Source organism: Williamsia sp. Leaf354, assembly GCF_001424365.1.
GTDB lineage: Bacteria > Actinomycetota > Actinomycetes > Mycobacteriales > Mycobacteriaceae > Williamsia_A.
In genome coordinates this window covers 985758-1003698 of the sequence record NZ_LMPL01000001.1, presented here as the reverse complement: position 1 = coordinate 1003698, position 17941 = coordinate 985758, and the positions used below count along the sequence as shown (strand labels likewise).

15 protein-coding genes are annotated in these 17941 nt (G+C 70.2%); 9 read left to right on the top strand and 6 right to left on the bottom strand.

The annotated features are described in order from the left end of the window. The first annotated feature begins 41 nt into the window (after window positions 1–41). Together thiE and ASG12_RS04830 are read left to right on the top strand one after the other, a co-directional pair. Entirely contained in the window at window positions 42–713 is a 672-nt protein-coding gene (gene thiE, locus ASG12_RS04835; RefSeq protein ID WP_055785835.1) for a thiamine phosphate synthase, read from the top strand. 235 nt (window positions 714–948) lie between these two features. Further along, a complete protein-coding gene (locus ASG12_RS04830; protein WP_055785832.1) occupies window positions 949–1401 on the top strand; it encodes a hypothetical protein in 453 nt (150 codons plus the stop codon). 26 nt (window positions 1402–1427) lie between these two features. Here ASG12_RS04830 and ASG12_RS04825 read toward each other — a convergent pair whose 3' ends face one another. Continuing rightward, window positions 1428–1913 (bottom strand): NUDIX hydrolase, encoded by a 486-nt coding sequence (locus tag ASG12_RS04825; protein WP_055785828.1) that lies wholly within the window; start codon window positions 1911–1913, stop codon window positions 1428–1430. Window positions 1914–2072: 159 nt separating this feature from the next. On the opposite strand from ASG12_RS04825, the gene ASG12_RS04820 reads away from it, so the two are divergent. The 3 genes from ASG12_RS04820 to ASG12_RS04810 are packed head-to-tail and all read left to right on the top strand — an operon-like array spanning window position 2073 to window position 7099. Next, window positions 2073–3578, top strand: a complete 1506-nt coding sequence (locus tag ASG12_RS04820; RefSeq protein WP_055785826.1) for a hypothetical protein — start codon at window positions 2073–2075, stop codon at window positions 3576–3578. Continuing rightward, entirely contained in the window at window positions 3575–4555 is a 981-nt protein-coding gene (locus ASG12_RS04815) for a glutamate ABC transporter substrate-binding protein (RefSeq protein WP_055785821.1), read from the top strand. Before ASG12_RS04820 ends, ASG12_RS04815 begins: the two co-directional genes overlap by 4 nt. A 36-nt stretch (window positions 4556–4591) precedes the next feature. Then, window positions 4592–7099, top strand: a complete 2508-nt coding sequence (locus ASG12_RS04810) for a serine/threonine-protein kinase (protein WP_082501640.1) — start codon at window positions 4592–4594, stop codon at window positions 7097–7099. On the opposite strand, the gene ASG12_RS04805 is transcribed toward ASG12_RS04810, so the two are convergent. The 3 genes from ASG12_RS04805 to ASG12_RS04795 are packed head-to-tail and all read right to left on the bottom strand — an operon-like array spanning window position 7100 to window position 10388. After that, entirely contained in the window at window positions 7100–8434 is a 1335-nt protein-coding gene (locus tag ASG12_RS04805; RefSeq protein ID WP_055787666.1) for a glycosyltransferase, read from the bottom strand. Continuing rightward, window positions 8431–9474: a hypothetical protein gene (locus ASG12_RS04800; RefSeq protein WP_055785814.1), complete on the bottom strand. Its 1044-nt coding sequence runs from the start codon at window positions 9472–9474 to the stop codon at window positions 8431–8433. The genes ASG12_RS04805 and ASG12_RS04800 overlap by 4 nt, the downstream gene beginning before the upstream one ends. Next, on the bottom strand, window positions 9471–10388 hold the full coding sequence (locus ASG12_RS04795; RefSeq protein WP_055785813.1) for a WcbI family polysaccharide biosynthesis putative acetyltransferase: 918 nt from the start codon (window positions 10386–10388) through the stop codon (window positions 9471–9473). Before ASG12_RS04795 ends, ASG12_RS04800 begins: the two co-directional genes overlap by 4 nt. 199 nt (window positions 10389–10587) lie before the next feature. On the opposite strand from ASG12_RS04795, the gene ASG12_RS04790 reads away from it, so the two are divergent. From ASG12_RS04790 to ASG12_RS04775, 4 genes are read left to right on the top strand one after another with little or no spacing between them, the layout of a single operon-like run. Further along, window positions 10588–11634 carry a glycosyltransferase gene (locus ASG12_RS04790; RefSeq protein ID WP_235456055.1) on the top strand — a complete coding sequence of 349 codons (1047 nt, stop codon included), beginning with the start codon at window positions 10588–10590 and terminating at the stop codon, window positions 11632–11634. After that, complete coding sequence (locus ASG12_RS04785) at window positions 11631–12767, top strand: glycosyltransferase (protein WP_055785810.1); 1137 nt, start codon at window positions 11631–11633, stop codon at window positions 12765–12767. Before ASG12_RS04790 ends, ASG12_RS04785 begins: the two co-directional genes overlap by 4 nt. Before the next feature lie 13 nt (window positions 12768–12780). Then, window positions 12781–13803: a glycosyltransferase gene (locus tag ASG12_RS04780; protein ID WP_055785809.1), complete on the top strand. Its 1023-nt coding sequence runs from the start codon at window positions 12781–12783 to the stop codon at window positions 13801–13803. Then, entirely contained in the window at window positions 13800–14618 is an 819-nt protein-coding gene (locus ASG12_RS04775) for a glycosyltransferase family 2 protein (protein ID WP_055785806.1), read from the top strand. Before ASG12_RS04780 ends, ASG12_RS04775 begins: the two co-directional genes overlap by 4 nt. A gap of 3 nt (window positions 14619–14621) precedes the next feature. On the opposite strand, the gene ASG12_RS04770 is transcribed toward ASG12_RS04775, so the two are convergent. Together ASG12_RS04770 and pta are read right to left on the bottom strand one after the other, a co-directional pair. Next, window positions 14622–15845: an acetate kinase gene (locus tag ASG12_RS04770; protein WP_200932727.1), complete on the bottom strand. Its 1224-nt coding sequence runs from the start codon at window positions 15843–15845 to the stop codon at window positions 14622–14624. After that, window positions 15845–17926 carry a phosphate acetyltransferase gene (pta, locus tag ASG12_RS04765; protein ID WP_082501638.1) on the bottom strand — a complete coding sequence of 694 codons (2082 nt, stop codon included), beginning with the start codon at window positions 17924–17926 and terminating at the stop codon, window positions 15845–15847. Before pta ends, ASG12_RS04770 begins: the two co-directional genes overlap by 1 nt. Window positions 17927–17941 lie beyond the last annotated feature (15 nt).

Below are 17941 nucleotides of genomic sequence, written 5' to 3'. Positions count from 1 at the left end.
TCGACCCTACGCTGCTGCACCCGCCCTCTAGGGTCGAGCGGGTGGACACGCGCACGAGACTGGCCGACGCCCGGCTCTACCTCTGCACCGACGCCCGGCGTGAACGCGGCGACCTGGTGGATTTCGTCGACTCCGCGCTCGCCGGCGGCGTCGACATCGTGCAGCTGCGTGACAAAGGATCCCCGGGCGAACAGCAGTTCGGGACGCTCGAGGCCGCCCAGGAGATCGACCTGCTGGGTGACCTGGCCGGCGTGACCGCCCGACACGGCGCGCTGCTCGCGGTCAACGACCGCGCCGACATCGCCGCGACCGCCTCGGCCGATGTGCTGCATCTCGGACAGGACGACCTCCCGCCCGCCGCCGCCCGTGCGATCGTCGGGCGCGGGACCGTCATCGGTCGCTCCACCCACGACGCGACGCAGGCGGCCGCGGCCGACGCCGATCCCGACATCGACTACTTCTGCACCGGCCCCTGCTGGCCCACCCCGACCAAACCCGGCCGACCCGCCGCGGGCCTCGGACTCGTCGAGACCACGGCCGCCCGCACCACCCGGTTGCCGTGGTTCGCCATCGGCGGCATCGACGAGACACGCGTCGCCGAGGTGGTCGCGGTGGGGGCACGCCGGATCGTCGTCGTCCGGGCCATCACCGCTGCCCCCGACCCCCGCGCCGCGGCCGAACGTCTGCGTTCCCTGCTCACGTCCGACACCTGACACGCGGGGCGCGTACACAGATCGCACCGATGACGCTCGCCACGTGGACCATCCACAGGGCACTCGGTATCGGTGAAGGTTGTGTACCGATCAGCACCTGATCTACTCTCGGCGAACCATGACGCGCATTCTTCTCGTAGCCCGCCGCAGCGGGGTCTGATCCGACCGACCCCCCGCTGCGGGGTCGCTGTGCGCTCGTCTTCTCGGTCCTCCTTCTTTCCCTGAGAGACCACTCATGTTCGCCACCACATCCACATCCTTCGAACCGGCGTCGAACCGGTTCGCCACTCCCCTCCCGCGCGCTCTGCGCGCATCGGCCGAGACCCTCGACTGGCGCGATTTCTGCGCGGGCCACGCCGGGTCGGGATCGATCCGCCTGGGCACCTGGTCGGCCGTCGCCGCCCACGACGACCTCGTCGACTTCCGCGCCACGCTCGCCGTCGGCGACCGCATCTGCGCCGTCGACGCCACCGCCGTCGGACCACTGGGCGCGGCAACGGCGATGTTGCACTCGCTCGGCGTCGCGGTCGAGATCACCGGCCTGCATCAGCAGTCGGTCTGCGGCGACACCGTGACCTTCGTCGAATGCGACATCGACGGCCGTCGGGCCTGGGGCATGGGCATCGCCGCTGATCCGGCGCTCGCCGGCGTGGGCGCGATGATCGCCGCGGCCAACCGGCTGCGGTGATCAGCGCAGTCGGCTGACCTGCGAGATCAGCTCAGGTCGGGGAGTCCGGTGGTGATGTGGGTGCGCAGGGCCGGCCAGGCCTGGGCGAACGAGGGGTGCAGCGGGAGCTCGTCGACGACGTGCTCCGCGACCCACCGCAGCTCCGACGACTCGACGTTGGCGACGGTCTCCAGCGGGGCGCTGACGTCGGCGATCACCGTGTGATACGTCCAGCCGCTGGCGGCCTCGTGGGTCAGCACCTCGTCGCGGACGGTCAGGTCGTCGTGGGAGATCCCGGCTTCCTCGCCGGCCTCCCGCACAGCGGTGTCGCGGGCCGACTCGTGGGAGTCGCGGGCTCCGCCGGGCAGTCCCCAGGTGCCTCCCTGGTGCGACCACAACGCGCGGTGCTGCAGCAGGATGCCGACCGATCCGTCGTCGAGTGGTGCCCGCAGCAGCAGTCCCGCCGCGCCGTGCAGACCCCAGTGGCGGGCGCCGTCGGACTCGAAGACCCACCCGTCACCGTCGCCTCGCACTGTCGAACCTCGTCTCTCCCCGGGCGACCTGCAGGTCGCCGCACTGTCACAACCGTACCGAGATGAGGTGACGGCGTCGGAGTTGCGGACATGGGCAGGCGCTGCGCGATTAGAGTCGGACAGGTACATCTGCACCGTCCGCACGGAAGGGACCCACCAGTGACCGGCGACGCGGCGTCCCTGCGCTCCCGGCTCATCCGTGGGCCATCGGAGTCGGTCGACTCCCGTCCGGACGGTTCCGGGCCGGCCGCGACCCGGCCCGGCGGGCTGCTCCGCCCCCGTCGCGGCGGCCGACGCACCGAGCGACGCGGCTCCCTCACCTCCCGCGGGGCACGCGCCGAGCGACGCGAACTGATGGCCCTGGCGCGTGATCAGGCTCGGTCACCGCTGGCCACCATCCGACAGCTCGCGGGCACCAGCCCGGGCAAGCTCTTCCTCATCGCGGTCATCCTGGTGATCGGTGCGATCGCCACCGGCTGGTACGCGTCGACCTCGCTCGACAACCGGACCGCCGCGCTGGCCCAGACCATCTCCGACACCGAGCCGATCGCCGAGTCGTCACAGGTGCTCTACAGCGACCTGTCGATCGCCGACGCGTCGGCGAACGCGGCCTTCATCTCCGGTGGACTCGAACCCGCGGCCCTGCGCAGCCGCTACTCGGCGGCGATCGCGACGGCATCCCAGGCCCTGATCCAGGCGGCGAGCGGGACGGCCGAGGAGAACACGACCGTCCGCGACGACCTCAACTCGCTCGCCGAGCAACTGCCCGTCTACACCGGTCTCGTCGAATCGGCGCGCACCAACAACCGGCTGGGGAACCCGGTCGGATCGGCCTATCTCGGCGAGGCCTCGAACCTGATGCAGACCACGATCCTGCCCGCGGCGCAACGGCTCTACACCGCGCGCTCGAATGCGATCAGCGATCCGCAGAACCGTTTCACCGATCCACCGTGGGGCGTCTATGCCGCGCTGGCCGTGCTGCTCGTCGCGCTGATCGCGACCCACCAGTACCTGGCCCGACGGACGCGTCGCCGACTCAACCTGGGTCTGCTGCTCGCCATCGGGTTCACCGTCGTCGCCGCCCTGTGGGTGCTCGTCGGCAGCCTGCTGTCGGTGTCGGCGACCAACAGCGCCGAGACGCGGGGCGCCCAGCCGCTGCGCGACCTCACCTCCGCGCGCATCCTCACCCAGCAGGCCCGATCGGCGGAGACGCTGTCGCTGGTGCGCCGCGGCGACGAGGCGACGCTACAGAACCAGTTCGTGAGCGCCAACGGCCGCATCGCGGCCACCCTCAACTCCTATCTCGCCGACACCGACGACGATGACGACACCGATGCCCGTGAATCGGTGCAGCGGGCGCTCGCCGCGCTGGCCACATGGCAGACCGCGCACGCCGCGACCATCGAGCGGTCGAACGCCGGCGACTTCAACGGTGCGACCGCGATGGCCGTCGGCAACACCGCGAACGGTGCCGCGCAGGCCTACATGACCCTCGACCGCGCACTCATCGACGGCATCACACGCACCCGGACCGCCTTCCGTGACGACATCAACACCGCTCGCGTCGTCATCGGATACGTGGGCAGCGGCACACTGGTGCTCGGTCTCCTGGCCGCGGCCACCTCGGCGCTGGGTATGACCCCGCGTATCCGGGAGTACCGGTGACGTCCCTCCGGCGACTGCTCGCCGTGCTCGTCCTCGCCGTCGTCGCGCTCACCGCATCGGCATGTCTGCGCGTGCCCGCCCCGGACGACCCGCCACCCTCGGCCTCGGCGACCACCCCGACACCCCCGGGACTCACGACCGACGCCCCGCGCGAGGAGGTCCCCGATCAGGCGTCCTGCGAGACCGGCAGTCTGCGTCCCGGTCCGCTGCCGCCGGCCGGTCGGATGCCGACCGGCTCGGCGATGGAGGGCATCTTCGCGCGCGGACGACTGATCGTCGGGCTCGACGTGGGGTCGAACCTGTTCAGCTTCCGGGACCCGATCAGCGGCGACATCGAGGGGTTCGACGTCGACATCGCCAAGCAGATCGCCCTCGCCATCTTCGGCGACCCCAACCGCATCGAGTACCGGATCCTGACCTCGAACGAACGGATCTCGGCGCTGCAGAACCGCGAGGTCGATCTCGTGGTCAAGACCCTGAGCATCACCTGCGACCGCCTGCAGGACATCGCCTTCTCGACGGTGTACTACGAGGCGTCACAACGCATCCTGGCGCTGCGGGGCTCGCCGATCAACGGTATCGACGACCTGGCGGGAAAGCGGGTCTGCGCCGCGCGCGGCACCACCTCCATCGCCCGACTGCAGCAACGGGTGCCCAGCGTGCGCGTCGCCTCGGTGTCCACGTGGGCCGACTGTCTGGTGGTGCTGCAGCAGGGCGGTGTCGACGCGGTGTCCACCGACGACGCGATCCTCGCCGGACTCGCCGCGCAGGACCCCTACGTCCACGTCGTCGGGGCGAGCCTCGGCGAGGAGCCCTACGGCATCGGGATCAACAAGGACCAGCCCGATCTCGTGCGATTCGTCAACGGCGTGCTCGACCAGATCCGCGCAGACGGCACCTGGTACGAGATCTACACTCGGTGGCTCTCCATCCTCGGACCGCTGTACTACCCGCCCCAGCCGCTCTACCGCGACTGACCACGATCGACGCGACCCCTCCGGAGGTGAACCACGATGGCCGAGACCGACGCACGCGGCAGCGCGCAGGCCTCTGACGTCGGCACCGCCGCAGGGACCGACGACGCCGCCGAGGTCGCGACCCAGGCCGTCGACATCGAGGTCGCCACCCAGGCCGCCGAGCTGGAGGTGGGCACACAGGCGACTGAGCTCGAGGTGGGTACGCAAGCGACCCGGGCCGCGGTCCCCGACGTCGGCACGCAGGCCACCCAGGCGGCCACCCCCACCGGCGGTCCGGGCACCGAGGCCACCACCGACGACGCCGGAACCCGCGTCCCGCCCGCGCTGCAGGCCCTGACCAGTCGGGTCACGCGCAAGCGGCGTCGGCTCGGTGCCGGGCTCGTCGACGTCACCTGGGTCCGCGACATCGAGCCCGAGGACGCGGTGATGTCCGACCCGGTCATCCCGGAGGCCAAGCGCGACTGCTGGCAGTGCGGCCGCCCACTCGGTCGGTCGTCGGGGCCCGGCGAGGGACCGCTCAACGGCGACTGCCCCCACTGCGGTGCGCACTACTCGTTCACCCCCGGCCTGGCGCCGGGAACGATGGTGGCCGACCAGTACGAGATCACCGGCGCCATCGCCCACGGCGGTCTCGGGTGGATCTATCTCGCCTTCGACCGCAACGTGTCCGATCGCGCGGTCGTCCTCAAAGGTCTGCTGAACTCCAACGACGCCGAGGCCCAGGCCGTCGCCTTCGCCGAACGACAGTTCCTGGCGTCGGTGTCGCACCCGAACATCGTCAAGATCTTCAACTTCGTCGAACACCTCGACACCTCGGGGCGCACGTTCGGCTACATCGTGATGGAGTACGTCGGCGGTGCGACGCTCAAGAGCCTCACCACCGTCGACGGCGACTCCTCCCACCGCAAGCACCTCCCGATCTCCCACGCCATCGCCTACCTGCTGGAGGTGATGGGCGCGTTGGGGTACCTGCACTCGGTGGGGCTGGTGTTCAACGACGTCAAACCCGAGAACATCATGATCGGCGGCGACGAGGTCAAGATGATCGACCTCGGGGCGGTCTCGCCCATCAACGGATACGGACACCTCTACGGCACACCGGGATTCCAGGCGCCGGAGATCGTGAAGACCGGCCCGCAGATCGTCACCGACATCTACAGCATCGGACGCACGCTCGCCGTCCTCACCCTGCCGATGCCGATGGAGAACGGCCGCTACATCGACGGCCTCCCCTCCCCCGAGGACGCGCAGATACTCGCCGACAACGAGTCGTTCCACCGGTTGCTGCAACGCTCGACCGATCCCGATCCGACGCAACGGTTCTCGTCGACCGACGAGATGGCGACGCAGATGCTGTCGGTGCTCCGCGAGATCGTGGCCCGCTCGACCGGTGTGCCCCGGCCGGCCTTGTCGACGGTGTTCACCCCGCAGCGCACCACCTTTGGCACCGACCTCCTGCTCGGCCCGGTCGACGGGTTCTTCGATCCCATCAACTCCGAGACCTTCCTCGACCCCGACGACATCGCCGCGGCGCTTCCCGTGCCGCTCGTCGACCAGACCGACCCGGCCGCAGGGCTTCTCACGTCGGCAGCGCTCTCGGAACCCAACCAGACCCTCGACACGATCCGCAGCGCCAAGCAGGACGGCCTGTCGTCGCTGATCGGCACCGATCCCGGCGACGACCATCCGTCGCTGGAGGTCGACCTCGCCGAGGCCCGCGCCTACATCGAACTCGGCGACGTCGACACCGCGCTCGGGCTGCTCGACATCACCTCGCGGCACCACCAGCACTCCTGGCGCATCGAGTGGTTCCTCGGATTGTGCGCGTTGATCAACGGGGAGCCCGAGGTCGCCCACGAACGGTTCTCGACGGTGCTCGCGGCCATGCCCGGCGAGATCGCCCCGAAGCTGGCCGTCGCTGCGACCGCCGAACTCATCGGACGGTGGTTGCGCAGCGAGGGTTCCGATCCCGGGTCGCGCCGCGGCGGCGCGAATGCCGCGGATCCCGATCGCGCTGCGGCGATAGAACACTGGGACGAGGTGGCGCTGCGCGAGTACACGACGCTGTGGCAGACCGACCGCGGTATCGTCACCGCGGCCTTCGGTGTGGCACGGATGTTGTTCACCGCAGGCGAGTTCGAGGAATCGGTGAAGGCACTCGACGACGTCCCCGCCACCAGCCGCCACTTCAACACCGCGTCGTGCACCACGGTGCTGGCGCTGGTCCACGGACGCGACCCCGAGCAGGTCACCGGCGACCAGCTGCGTGAGGCGGCCCGCCGACTCGCCGCGATGCCCGACACCGAACCCCGCAAGCCGCGCCTCTCGATCATGGTGCTGGGCACCGCACTCGGCTGGGTGAACGCCCACCCCGACAAAGCGTCGCCGAACATCTCACTGCTCGGGTTCCCGTTCACCGAACACGGCCTGCGGGCCGGACTCGAACGGTCACTCCGGCGCCTCGCCCGATCGACCGTCGACCGCAAACAGCGTTTCAACCTCGTCGATCTCGCTAACCTGATCCGCCCGCACACCCTGTTCTGACTACCAGCTCAGCCAGGGCTCCTCGGGCACGACCGCGACATCCACATCGTCGGCGGCGACGGTCACGTGCCCGAACAGCGCGGCGGTCGCCTCGTCCTGCGTCATCTCCAGGCGAGCGAGATGGCGCTGCGCACGGCGGAGTGCTCGTGTCGTCGACACCCGCACGGCAGCGGGGGCAGCGCCGAAGGCGACGTCTGCGACACCCGCGCCACCGGGCCCGAGTGGAGAGGTCACCGCATCGAGGGTGGTGTCACCGAACACCACCCGCCCGGTCACGTCGACGACGAATCGACACCGGTCGAGGACGTGGCGCCCGGGCACGCCGCGACGGATCCGTGAATCCTGCAGCGCCAGAACGTCGTGCATGCTCTCGTCGTCCTCGCCGACCAACCACACCGCGACATCACCGGACCGCACGATCGACGCGATCGTCCGATACAGCGACGCCGGACTGTGGCCCGCGGTCGAGACCCTCGCCACCACATCGGGCACCTCGTGACGCAGACCGGCGCTGCGCGCGGCCGGTTCGGTGATGACCGGCATCAGGCTCAGCGCCTCGCCGTTCTTCGCGTCGGTACGCCGCGCGGTGTCGCGTTCGGCCCAGTCGGGTCCGTCGTGCCACGCCACCGCCCGCGACTCGTGGGCCAGTACGGCGCCGGCCATCGTCATCCGGTTCGCCAGCTCCCAGTCCTCGCCGCCGTAGCGGGTGAACGACTCGTCGAACCCGCCCACCTCGTCGAACAGGACACGGCTGCAGGTCATCACCGCGCTGATCACGTAGCGATACCCGGTCCAGCCGGGGCGAAGCAGGTTCTCGGTCCAGCCGTAGGCGTCGACGAGCCACTGCGGTTCGGTGAGCTCGGTCGGCGGGTCGGTGGTGAAGTCGGCGTGGCGACGGCGTCCGACCACGAGGGCGTCGGGCATCACCGACGGCAGCCGCGCGGCGTACTCGAGGTAATCGGGCTCGGGCACGGTGTCGGCGTCGAGGAAGCACAACACCTCGCCGCTCGATGCGCGCGCACCGAGGTTGCGGGCAGCCGCGGCGCGGAATCCGTTGTCGGCCTGGCGGACCACGGTCACGTCGGCGGTGTGGCCGCGCACGTCGGGCGGGTGCGTCGATCCGTCGTCGGCGACGATCACCTCGACCCGGTCGGTGCCGATGGTCTGGGCATCGAGGGCGGTCAGCACGCGGTGGAGTTGGGCGGGTTGCTCGTAGTACGGGATGACGACGCTGATGGAGCGGACCGGTGCCGGTTCGTCGGCGACGAGATCCCATCGGTTGTCGGCGACGACCACCGTCCCGTCGGCGCAGCGGAACACCCGGTCCGCGGTCATCGGCACACCCGCTCGAACACGACGCGGTGGGCGGCGGCCACCTCTGCGGGTGTCGGATGGACGGCGATGTCGCCCGCAATGCGGGTGCACGACGGATCGTCGAGTGCCGCAGCGATCGTCGCCGGGAGGTCGGCGTCGGCGTAGACGACCAGCGTCCCCGGGGACCGGGTGGCGATCTCCTCGGTGTAGCGGGTGCGCGGCACCAGCGGCGCACGTCGCAGCGATCGCCAGGTGTTCACCGAGGCCGACGCCGACATGTGTCGATGATGCGCCACCGGGACGGTGATCGTCGCCATGCGACGGTACAACTCGGCGTCGTCGAGGAAGCCCGTCACCTCCAGCGGTCGCCCGACGGCCGCCGCATGCGCCTCGAGTTCGTCGACGAGGTCGTCGTGGCCGGGGGACGGCGCCCCGAGCGCGACGAACGCGACGCTCGCGTCGAGATCGTCCATGGCGCGCAGGGTCTCGATGTGTCCCTTGCCCGGGTAGAGGAAACCCAGCACGCCCACCGATGTCGTCCCGGCCGAGGGCTTCGCGGCGCCGGGCACAACCCCGAGGGTCTCGACCATCAGCGGGATCACCTCGGGAGGGGACTGCAGTCCGAGATGATCTGTGTACAGCGCACTCTCGTGGTCGCTGGACACGACGACCGCGTCGAGGGCGGCGGCGACCCGGCGATAGCACTCGACGCGACGCGTGAAACCGGTGCCGTCGGACGGTTGCGGGAGGTCGTGCAGGGTGGCGGTGACCCGTGCGTCCCGTTCGTGCAGCGCGGTGACCAGGCCGGTCGCGGCGTCGGCGGCCGTGGGAGCCGACGCGCCGAACAGTCGGTCGGTGAACTGCAGATGCACCAGCCCGGGACCCGTTGGCGCGCAGACACTCTCCACGGTCCGGGAGTCGACCGCGGGGACGGCCACCAGGGCGTGGCCGTCCGGGTCGTCGGCGGCGAGGGCGGCGTGCACCGCCGTGCCGTAGCGGACCACTCCGTGTTCGGGTGGCCCGACGAGGAGATGCACCATGGACACGCCGGCGCGGATCACGCTGGCATCCCGAGGATCTCGAGCAGTTGCGCGTAGCGGGTGCGCGCGGATTCGAGGTACGTGGGGTGGTCGGCGTAGAACGCGGTCTGCTCGGCGTGCACATGTGCGCTCGTGACGGAGCGCCCCTCCACGGTCCAGGTCTCGCGCGGTGCGGCGTGGAGACCCAGGGCCTCGATCACCCGCTCCTCCAGCGGCGACCGCACGCCGCCCAACAGGGTGCGCCCCGGATCACCGGTACTGGCGGGATGCCCGGCCGCCGACAGCAGGCGGGTGGCGACCGTCGCGAGGACAGGGTTTCCCGGGTGGTTGACGGTGTGCGCGGCGGCCGCCCCGAGGCCGAGGAGCGTGTCGGAGACGCCGACATCGCAGTGTCGCGTTTCCCGGGCGGCGAGCTGTTCGACGCTCCACCGCGCCGCGGTGCGGATCTGTTCCGGGGTCACCTCGACGTCGTCGCGGCCGAACAGCGTGCGCAGGTCGTGGTACGGGACCACCGGGGGCGACACCGACGGGGCGGCAGGATCACGCACGATGACCTGGAAGGGGTAGAGGCCGCCGTAGCGGATGACCGGCCACCGGAGGCGTACCGCATCGGTGGGCAGCCACCGGGTGAGGTCGTCGGTGCCGATCGGCAGATCTCGATATCCCGAGCGCACAGGCTGCGAGAGCACCACCCGAGCCCGGGCGAGCAGCGCCTGCACGTGAGGAATGTCATCGCCGGTGAGTTCGTGCACCGGCGGGACCCGGAGCGTCACGAACGCCCGATCGGCGACCGTGTCGAGGAGAACCCGCAGCGCCTCGGCCTGGCAGTTGCCCCACACCACCCACAGCGGGCGTGGGTCCTCAGGCCCCGGGGCCTGCGACACCCCGTAGAAATCTCCGTAGTGGATCGTTCGCGGATCGTGGTCGTTCGTCACCGGGGTGGGGCCTGACGGGGGGAGGGGCTATTGTCGAGGAGCACGTTTCTTCTCCCTCTCGAGCAGTCGGGCCGGGTGTGACCCTCCCCCCTTTGTAACGTCTGCCGCGCTCGGAGAAAATTTGACCCTGATCCCATCGGTTTCGTCGTCCCCTCCTGACCCCATCCGTGTCGCCTCGGTGCCCACCGCGCATCCCTATGTGGCACATCTCGATTCGCTGTCCGACTCTGTTGTCGACACAGCCGTCCACCGACTCCCCGACCCGCGTCCGGCGGATGCGGGGCCCGGTGAGGCCCGCTGGTGGCCGCCGCGTCTGCTCGAACCACGATGGCTCGCCGACCATGTCGACACCTTCGACCTGCTGCACCTGCATTTCGGTTTCGACACCGCCACACCCGCGTCCCTGCGGGCGGTCCTCGACACCGTGCACGCGGCGGGCAAGCCGGTCGTGTTCACCGTGCACGACCTGCACAATCCCCACTTCCGCGACGACGCGGCACATCGCGCATGCCTCGACGTGCTGATCCCCGGCGTCGACGAACTCATCACCCTCACCCGTGGCGCGGCCGACGAGATCGAGCAGCGGTGGGGACGACGCCCCACCGTGATCGCGCACCCGCATGTCGCCCCGCTCGACCGTGTCGGTGCGCCGCGCACCCCCCACGACGGCTTCGTGATCGGGCTGCACGCCAAGAGCTTTCGCGCCAATCTCGACCCCGGCGCGGTCGTCGACACCCTCGTGCGCACGGTGACGAGCATGAACGACAGCGGCGGCGACGTCACGCTGCGCATCGACATCGACGACGCGGACCATCCACGCGCCGGCGATCTGCTCGCGATGTCCGGTCGGCCCGGCGTGGACCTGCGAGTCCACCCGCGTTTCAGCGACGACGACCTGTGGCACTACCTCTCCGTGATCGATGTGTCGGTGCTCCCCTACCGCTTCGGCACGCATTCGGGATGGCTCGAGGCGTGCTTCGACGTCGGCACCGCGGTGATCATCGGCGACTGCGGCCACCACGGCGACCAACGCCCGGTCACGCAGTTCGGTTTCGGTCCCGACCGTTTCGACGCCGGCAGTCTCGAACGCGCCGTGCGGTCGACGTACCTGTTGCGGGACCATCCGCCGACGGCCACCCGCTCGGACCGCGTGTCCGAACGCGACGCCGTCGCCGCGGCCCACGACGTCGTCTACCGCCGGGCACTGCGCCACACCCGCACCGACGTCGCGGCGCGTGCCTCATGACCGGCGTTCTCACCCCGCTGCGCTCCTCGGATCTCGCGACCGGCGACCGGCCCACCGACCGACCGCTGCGGATCGCACTGCTCGGGTCGTCGAGTCACCCCATCTCCGAACCCTTCGCAGGCGGGCTCGAGGCCCACATCCACCAGTGGGCGACAGCGCTGACCGCCCTGGGGCACGAGGTCACGCTGTTCGCCGCCGACGGATCGGCCACCGACATCGCCTCGGGCATGCTCCGGGTGCGGACGCTCGAGCTCTCCGCGATCTCGAAGGCCGATCCGACGACCCCCGAACACATGGTGAACGAGCATCACGCCTACCTCTCACTGATGCTCGAACTCGCCGAGACCGGCAGCACGACATACGATCTCGTGCACAACCACAGCCTGCACTACCTCCCCATCGCCATGTCGCGGATGCTCGACATCCCCATGCTGACGACGCTGCACACCCCGCCGTTCGCGTGGTTGGAGTCGGCCATCGCCGTCTCCCGCGGCATCACGACGTCGTTCGCGGCGGTCAGCCGGTACACCGCGCGACAGTGGGAGCCGGTGGCCGGCACGGTCGACGTCGTGTTCAACGGCATCGCCACCGAGCGGTGGCCCGTGGGCCCCGGCGGCGATCACGCCGTGTGGTCGGGACGGTTGGTCCCGGAGAAGGGGCCGCACCTCGCGATCGACGCCGCGCGCGCGGCGGGGATGCCCATCCGCATTGCCGGTCCCGTCTGGGACGACCGCTATTTCGCCGACGAGATCGCCCCGCGGCTGGGACACGACGTCGAGTACGTCGGCCATCTGCACCGACGGGAACTGGCCGATCTGGTCGGCCGGTCGGCCGTCGCGCTGGTGACACCGGTGTGGGATGAGCCGTACGGATTGGTCGTGGCCGAGGCGCTGTCGTGCGGCACACCTGTGGCCGCATTCGACCGTGGCGGTATCCCCGAGATCATCGACCCCTCGTCGGGACGGCTCGCCCGGCCCGACGACGTCGCGTCGCTCGCCGCGGCGCTCACCCAGGCCGCGGGGCTGTCGCGGGCCGACGCGCGTCGCCGAGCCGAGGATGTGTGCTCGGAGACGCGCATGGTCGACGAGTACCTCCACCTCTACGACGGCATGCTGACCCGACCGCGATGCTGAGCCGACGCACCGCGTGATCGGCTACTACGTGCATCACCACGGGGTCGGGCACATGACCCGGTCGGCGTCGATCGCCGGTGCCCTCGAGGAACCGGTCACCGTGCTGTCGTCGCGGCGTCCGCCGGCCGATCACCCGGCGGTCGACTGGCTCGATCTGCCGCTCGACGTCCCCGTCGATCCGCTCGGTCCCCGGCTCGTCGACACGGTCGCGGATCCGACCGCGCACGACACCCTGCACTGGGCGCCGACCGGGGTCGACGGCCTCACCGACCGCATGGCGGCGGTCGCCGCATGGATCGCACGGGCGCGGCCGTCGGTGGTGGTGGTGGACGTGTCGGTCGAGATCGCGGTGTTCGTGCGTCTCATGGGCATACCGGTGGTCGTGATGGCCATGCCCGGTGACCGCACCGACGGCCCACACGACCTCGCGCACCGGATGGCCGATCGCATCGTCGCGCCGTGGTCGCGCGACGTCTACGACCCCGCCCACCTCCACCCGTTCGCCGACAAGACCCACCACGTGGGGTCGATCAGTCGCTTCGCCGACCGCACCCGTGATCCGGACGCGGCCGCCACCGAACCGACCGTCCTCGTGCTCGGTGGCGCCGGCGGCTCGGTGGTCGACACCCGGGCCGTCGACGCGGCGGCAGCCGCGTGTCCCGACCACCGATGGCGGTTCGCGGGCCCGGGTTCGTGGGTCGAGGATGTGTGGCCACTGCTCACCGCGGCCTCGGTGGTGGTCACCCATGCCGGTCAGAACGCCGTCGCCGACGTCGCCTGTGCCGCCACCCCGGCCATCGTCATCCCGCAGGAGCGCCCCTTCGACGAACAGATGGCGACCGCCGATGCGCTGTCTCGCAGCGGGATCGCGGTCACGACGCCGTCCTGGCCGGCACCACACGCGTGGCCCCGCCTGCTCGCACAGGCCTCGACCGTCGACGCGACGCGCTGGAAGCGCCTGCAGACCGACGGTGCGGCCGAGCGTGCCGCCACGGTGATCTCCGAACTCGCATCGGCGAGTGGGCGCGCACGATGACGAGAGTGGCTGTGGTGACGGTGGTCTCGGGCCGACACCGCCACCTGCGGGCCCAGCGCGCCGGTCTCGCCCAGGCGACGTCGCCGCCCGCCGTGCACGTGGTGGTCGCCATGGGTGATCCGACGGTGGGCGCCGTGCTCGACGAGAACCCCGTGCCGACGACCCTGGTCACCGTCGGCACCGACGATCACCGCCTGCCCCTGGCGACCGCACGCAATCGCGGCGCCGCGACCGCGATCGACGCCGGGGCCGAGCTGCTGGTGTTCCTCGACGTCGACTGCATCCCGACACCGGATCTCCTCGCGCGCTACGCCTCGGCCGCTGCAGGCCACCCCGACACCCTGCTGTGTGGACCTGTCACCTACCTTCCCCCACGCGAATCCCCCTGGACCACTGCAGAACTGTCCGCTGCGACCGACCCGCACCCGGCTCGCCCGAACCCACCCGACGGCGTCGTGGTCGTCGGTGACGACCCGGACCTGTTCTGGTCGTTGTCGTTCGCGGTGACACCGCAGACGTGGCGACGTGTCGGCGGCTTCTGCGAGGACTACCGCGGATACGGCGGGGAGGACACCGATTTCGCCGCCGTGGCCGCCGTCGCCGGCATCGGAATCTCGTGGGTCGGTGGTGCGCACGCCCATCACCAGCACCATCCGGTCTCGCGGCCGCCGGTCGAACACCTCGACGACATCGTCGTGAACGCGACGGTGTTCCACCGACGGTGGGGCCGATGGCCGATGACCGGGTGGCTCGACGATTTCGAACGCGCGGGCCTCATCACCCGCAGCGCGCAGGAGATCGTCGTCCGGAACTGACGCTCAGGCGCCGGCGACCACCGCGGCGGCCTTGCGGGCGATCGCCAGTTCCTCGTTCGTGGGGACCACGAGCACCGCCACCTCCGAGTCGGCGGTGGAGATGCGGCGCGCCGCACGCGACCGCACGACGTTGGCCTCGTCGTCGACGGCGATGCCGTACCGCTCGAGTCCGGCCAGTGCATCTCGGCGGACCGTGGGCGCGTTCTCCCCGACACCCGCGGTGAACACGATGGCGTCGACGCGACCGAGATCGACCATGTATGCGCCGATGTAGCGACGGAGCCGGTGGATGTAGACGTCGTAGGCGAGCTGCGCGGCCTCGTCACCGTCGGCGACCATCGAGGTGATCGTGCGGAAGTCGTTCTCGCCGCACAGGCCTTTGAGTCCGGAGCCGGAGTTGAGCATGTGGTCGATGTCGTCGATGTCCATGTCGGACACCCGGCGCAGGTACATCACGATCGCGGGATCGATGTCGCCACTGCGGGTTCCCATCACGAGACCCTCGAGCGGTGTGAGGCCCATGGAGGTGTCGATCGGCCGGCCGCCGCGCACCGCCGAGGCCGAGGCACCGTTGCCGAGGTGCAGGATGATCTGTTGGAGGTCGGTGGGATCGGCGCCCAGGAAGTCGGCGGACGCACCACTGACGTATTCGTGCGACGTGCCGTGGAAGCCGTAGCGACGGATGTGGTGCTCGGCGGCCACGTCGCGGTCGATCGCGTAGGTGGCGGCCGCGGCGGGGAGGTGGTGGAAGAACGCGGTGTCGAACACGCAGACGCCGGGGACGTCGGGCAGCAGTGCGCGGATCGCGGTGATGCCCATCAGGTTCACCGGGTTGTGCAGGGGCGCCAGTCCCGACAGGGCGTCGATGGTCTCGATCACCTCGTCGCTCACCAGCACGGGTTCGGAGAACTCCTGGCCGCCGTGGACCACCCGGTGCCCGACCGCCTGCAGGCCGCTCGACGCCAGATCGGTGCCGGCCTCGGCGAACAGGTCCAGCGCCTTCGCCAACGCCTCGTGGTGGTCGGCGATCGCGCCGTCGAACCTGCGGGTGTCACCGTTCTGCTCGTGTTCGGCCGCCGCGGTCTCCGACCCGATGCGCTCGACCAGACCGGACGCGATGACCTCGCCCGAATCGGGATGCACCAGCTGGTATTTCAGCGATGACGAGCCGGAGTTGAGGACCAAGACGGCGCCTGCCGCATCACCCGCCAGCCCAGCGTCCGTCATCACAGGGCCTGGGCCTGGATCGCGGTGATCGCGACGGTGTTGACGATGTCGGACACCAACGCTCCCCGGGAGAGGTCGTTGATGGGTTTGCGCAACCCCTGCAGCACCGGACCGATGGCCACGGCGTTCGCGCTGCGCTGCACCGCCTTGTAGGTGTTGTTGCCCGTGTTGAGATCGGGGAACACCAGCACCGTCGCCTGACCGGCGACCTTCGAGTCGGGCATCTTGCTCTGCGCGACCGACGGTTCGACGGCGGCGTCATACTGGATGGGGCCCTCCACCAACAGATCCGGCGCGCGGTCCCGCACGAGTTCGGTGGCCGTGCGGACCTTGTCGACGTCGGCACCCGAGCCCGATTCACCCGTCGAGTACGACAGCAGCGCGACGCGGGTCTCGATGCCGAACTGTTCGGCGGTAGCGGCCGAGGAGATGGCGATGTCGGCGAGCTGCTCGGCGGTCGGGTCGGGCACGATCGCGCAGTCCCCGTAGGCGAGCACGCGGTCGGCGAGGCACATGAAGAACACGCTCGACACCGTCGAGACACCCTCGAGCGTCTTGATGATCTCGAACGCCGGCCGGATGGTGTGTGCGGTGGTGTGTTTCGCGCCCGACACCATGCCGTCGACGATCCCCTCGTGCACCATCATCGTGCCGAAGTAGGAGACGTCGCGGACGACCTGCAGCGCGCGGGCCACGTCCATGCCCTTGTGCTTGCGGAGCTCCGCGTAGGAGTCGGCGAAACGCTCGAGCAGATCCGACGTGGTCGGGTCGATCACCTCGGCCGCGTCGAGATCGACGCCGAGTTCCTGTGCGCGCGAACGCACGTCGTCGACGTCGCCGAGCAGCGTGAGGTCGGCGACGCCACGGCGCAGCAGACGGCCCGCCGCACGGAGAACCCGGTCGTCGTCGCCCTCCGGCAGCACGATCCGTTTGCGGTCGGACTTGGCGCGCGAGATCAGCTGGTACTCGAACATCTGCGGCGTCACCACCGTCGGCGCCGAGAGCCGCAGCTTCTCCAACAGCGACTCGGAGTCGACGTGCTCCTCCATCAGCGTGAGCGCCGCGTCGATCTTGCGCACCGACTCGACGCCGACCCGGCCCCGGGCCAGCGCGGCGGTGCGCGCGGTCTCGTAGGTCCCCTGCTCACAGGTGATGATCGGCAGCGCCGGCTTCAGTCCCTCCACCAGCGACGAGATCATCGGGTGGGGTTGGATCCCGCCGTTCATGATGATGCCCGACAACTTCGGGAAACCCTGTGCCGCATTGGCGGTCACCAGCGCGAGCAGGACGTCGGACCGATCGGCGGGGGTGATCACCGCGACACCGTCGGTGAGGCGTTCGAGGATGTGTTCGGCGGTCATGCCGCCCACCATCACGCTCATCGCCTCCCGGTCGAGGAGTTCGGGATCGCCGCTGTAGAGCGCACCGTCGAGCGCGGACATCAGCTCGTTCATCGTCGGTGCGACCAACACCGGGTCCTCGGGCAGCGCCCATGCGGGCAGGCCGGTGGTCTCCAGGGTCGTCTTGACCTCGGCGAGTTGGTCGGGTGCACACCGGTTGGCGATCAGGGCCGCGGCCTGGGCGTGGGCGCCACGGACCTCGGCAAGGCAGAGTTCGGCGAGCGCGAGCACCTCGTCCGGTGTGCGGTCGGCGGCCTTGAGCGCCAACACCATCGGCGTGCCGAGGTTCGCAGCGATCCGCGCGTTGAAGCTCAGCTCCGAGGGACTCGCGACGTCGGTGAAGTCCGATCCGATGACGAGCACCGAATCGCACTGCTCCTCCATCGCGTGGAAACGGTCGACGATCTCGGCGAGCGTCGCCTCGGGATCGGAGTGCACCTGCTCGTAGGTGACGCCGATGCAGTCCTCGTAGGACAGATCGGCCGAGTCGTGTTCCATCAGCAGGTCGAGGATGTAGTCGCGCTCGCCGGCCGCGGCCCGCGAGATCGGGCGGAACACACCGACCCGGCCGCCGGTGGCGGCCAGCAGGTGCAGCGTCCCCAGCGCGATCGTCGATTTCCCGGTGTCGCCCTCGGGTGAGGCGATGTAGATGCTGCTCGAGGTCGGACTGCCTGCGGCCATGCCGCTCAGCCTATC

Bases quoted from the DNA above. Each gene is read 5' to 3' on its own strand.
- ASG12_RS04830 (WP_055785832.1), top strand. From the start codon at position 949: ATGTTCGCCACCACATCCACATCCTTCGAACCGGCGTCGAACCGGTTC.
- ASG12_RS04810 (WP_082501640.1), top strand. From the start codon at position 4,592: ATGGCCGAGACCGACGCACGCGGCAGCGCGCAGGCCTCTGACGTCGGC.
- ASG12_RS04805 (WP_055787666.1), bottom strand. From the start codon at position 8,434: ATGACCGCGGACCGGGTGTTCCGCTGCGCCGACGGGACGGTGGTCGTC.
- ASG12_RS04785 (WP_055785810.1), top strand. From the start codon at position 11,631: ATGACCGGCGTTCTCACCCCGCTGCGCTCCTCGGATCTCGCGACCGGC.
- ASG12_RS04775 (WP_055785806.1), top strand. From the start codon at position 13,800: ATGACGAGAGTGGCTGTGGTGACGGTGGTCTCGGGCCGACACCGCCAC.
- ASG12_RS04770 (WP_200932727.1), bottom strand. From the start codon at position 15,845: ATGACGGACGCTGGGCTGGCGGGTGATGCGGCAGGCGCCGTCTTGGTC.
- pta (WP_082501638.1), bottom strand. From the start codon at position 17,926: ATGGCCGCAGGCAGTCCGACCTCGAGCAGCATCTACATCGCCTCACCC.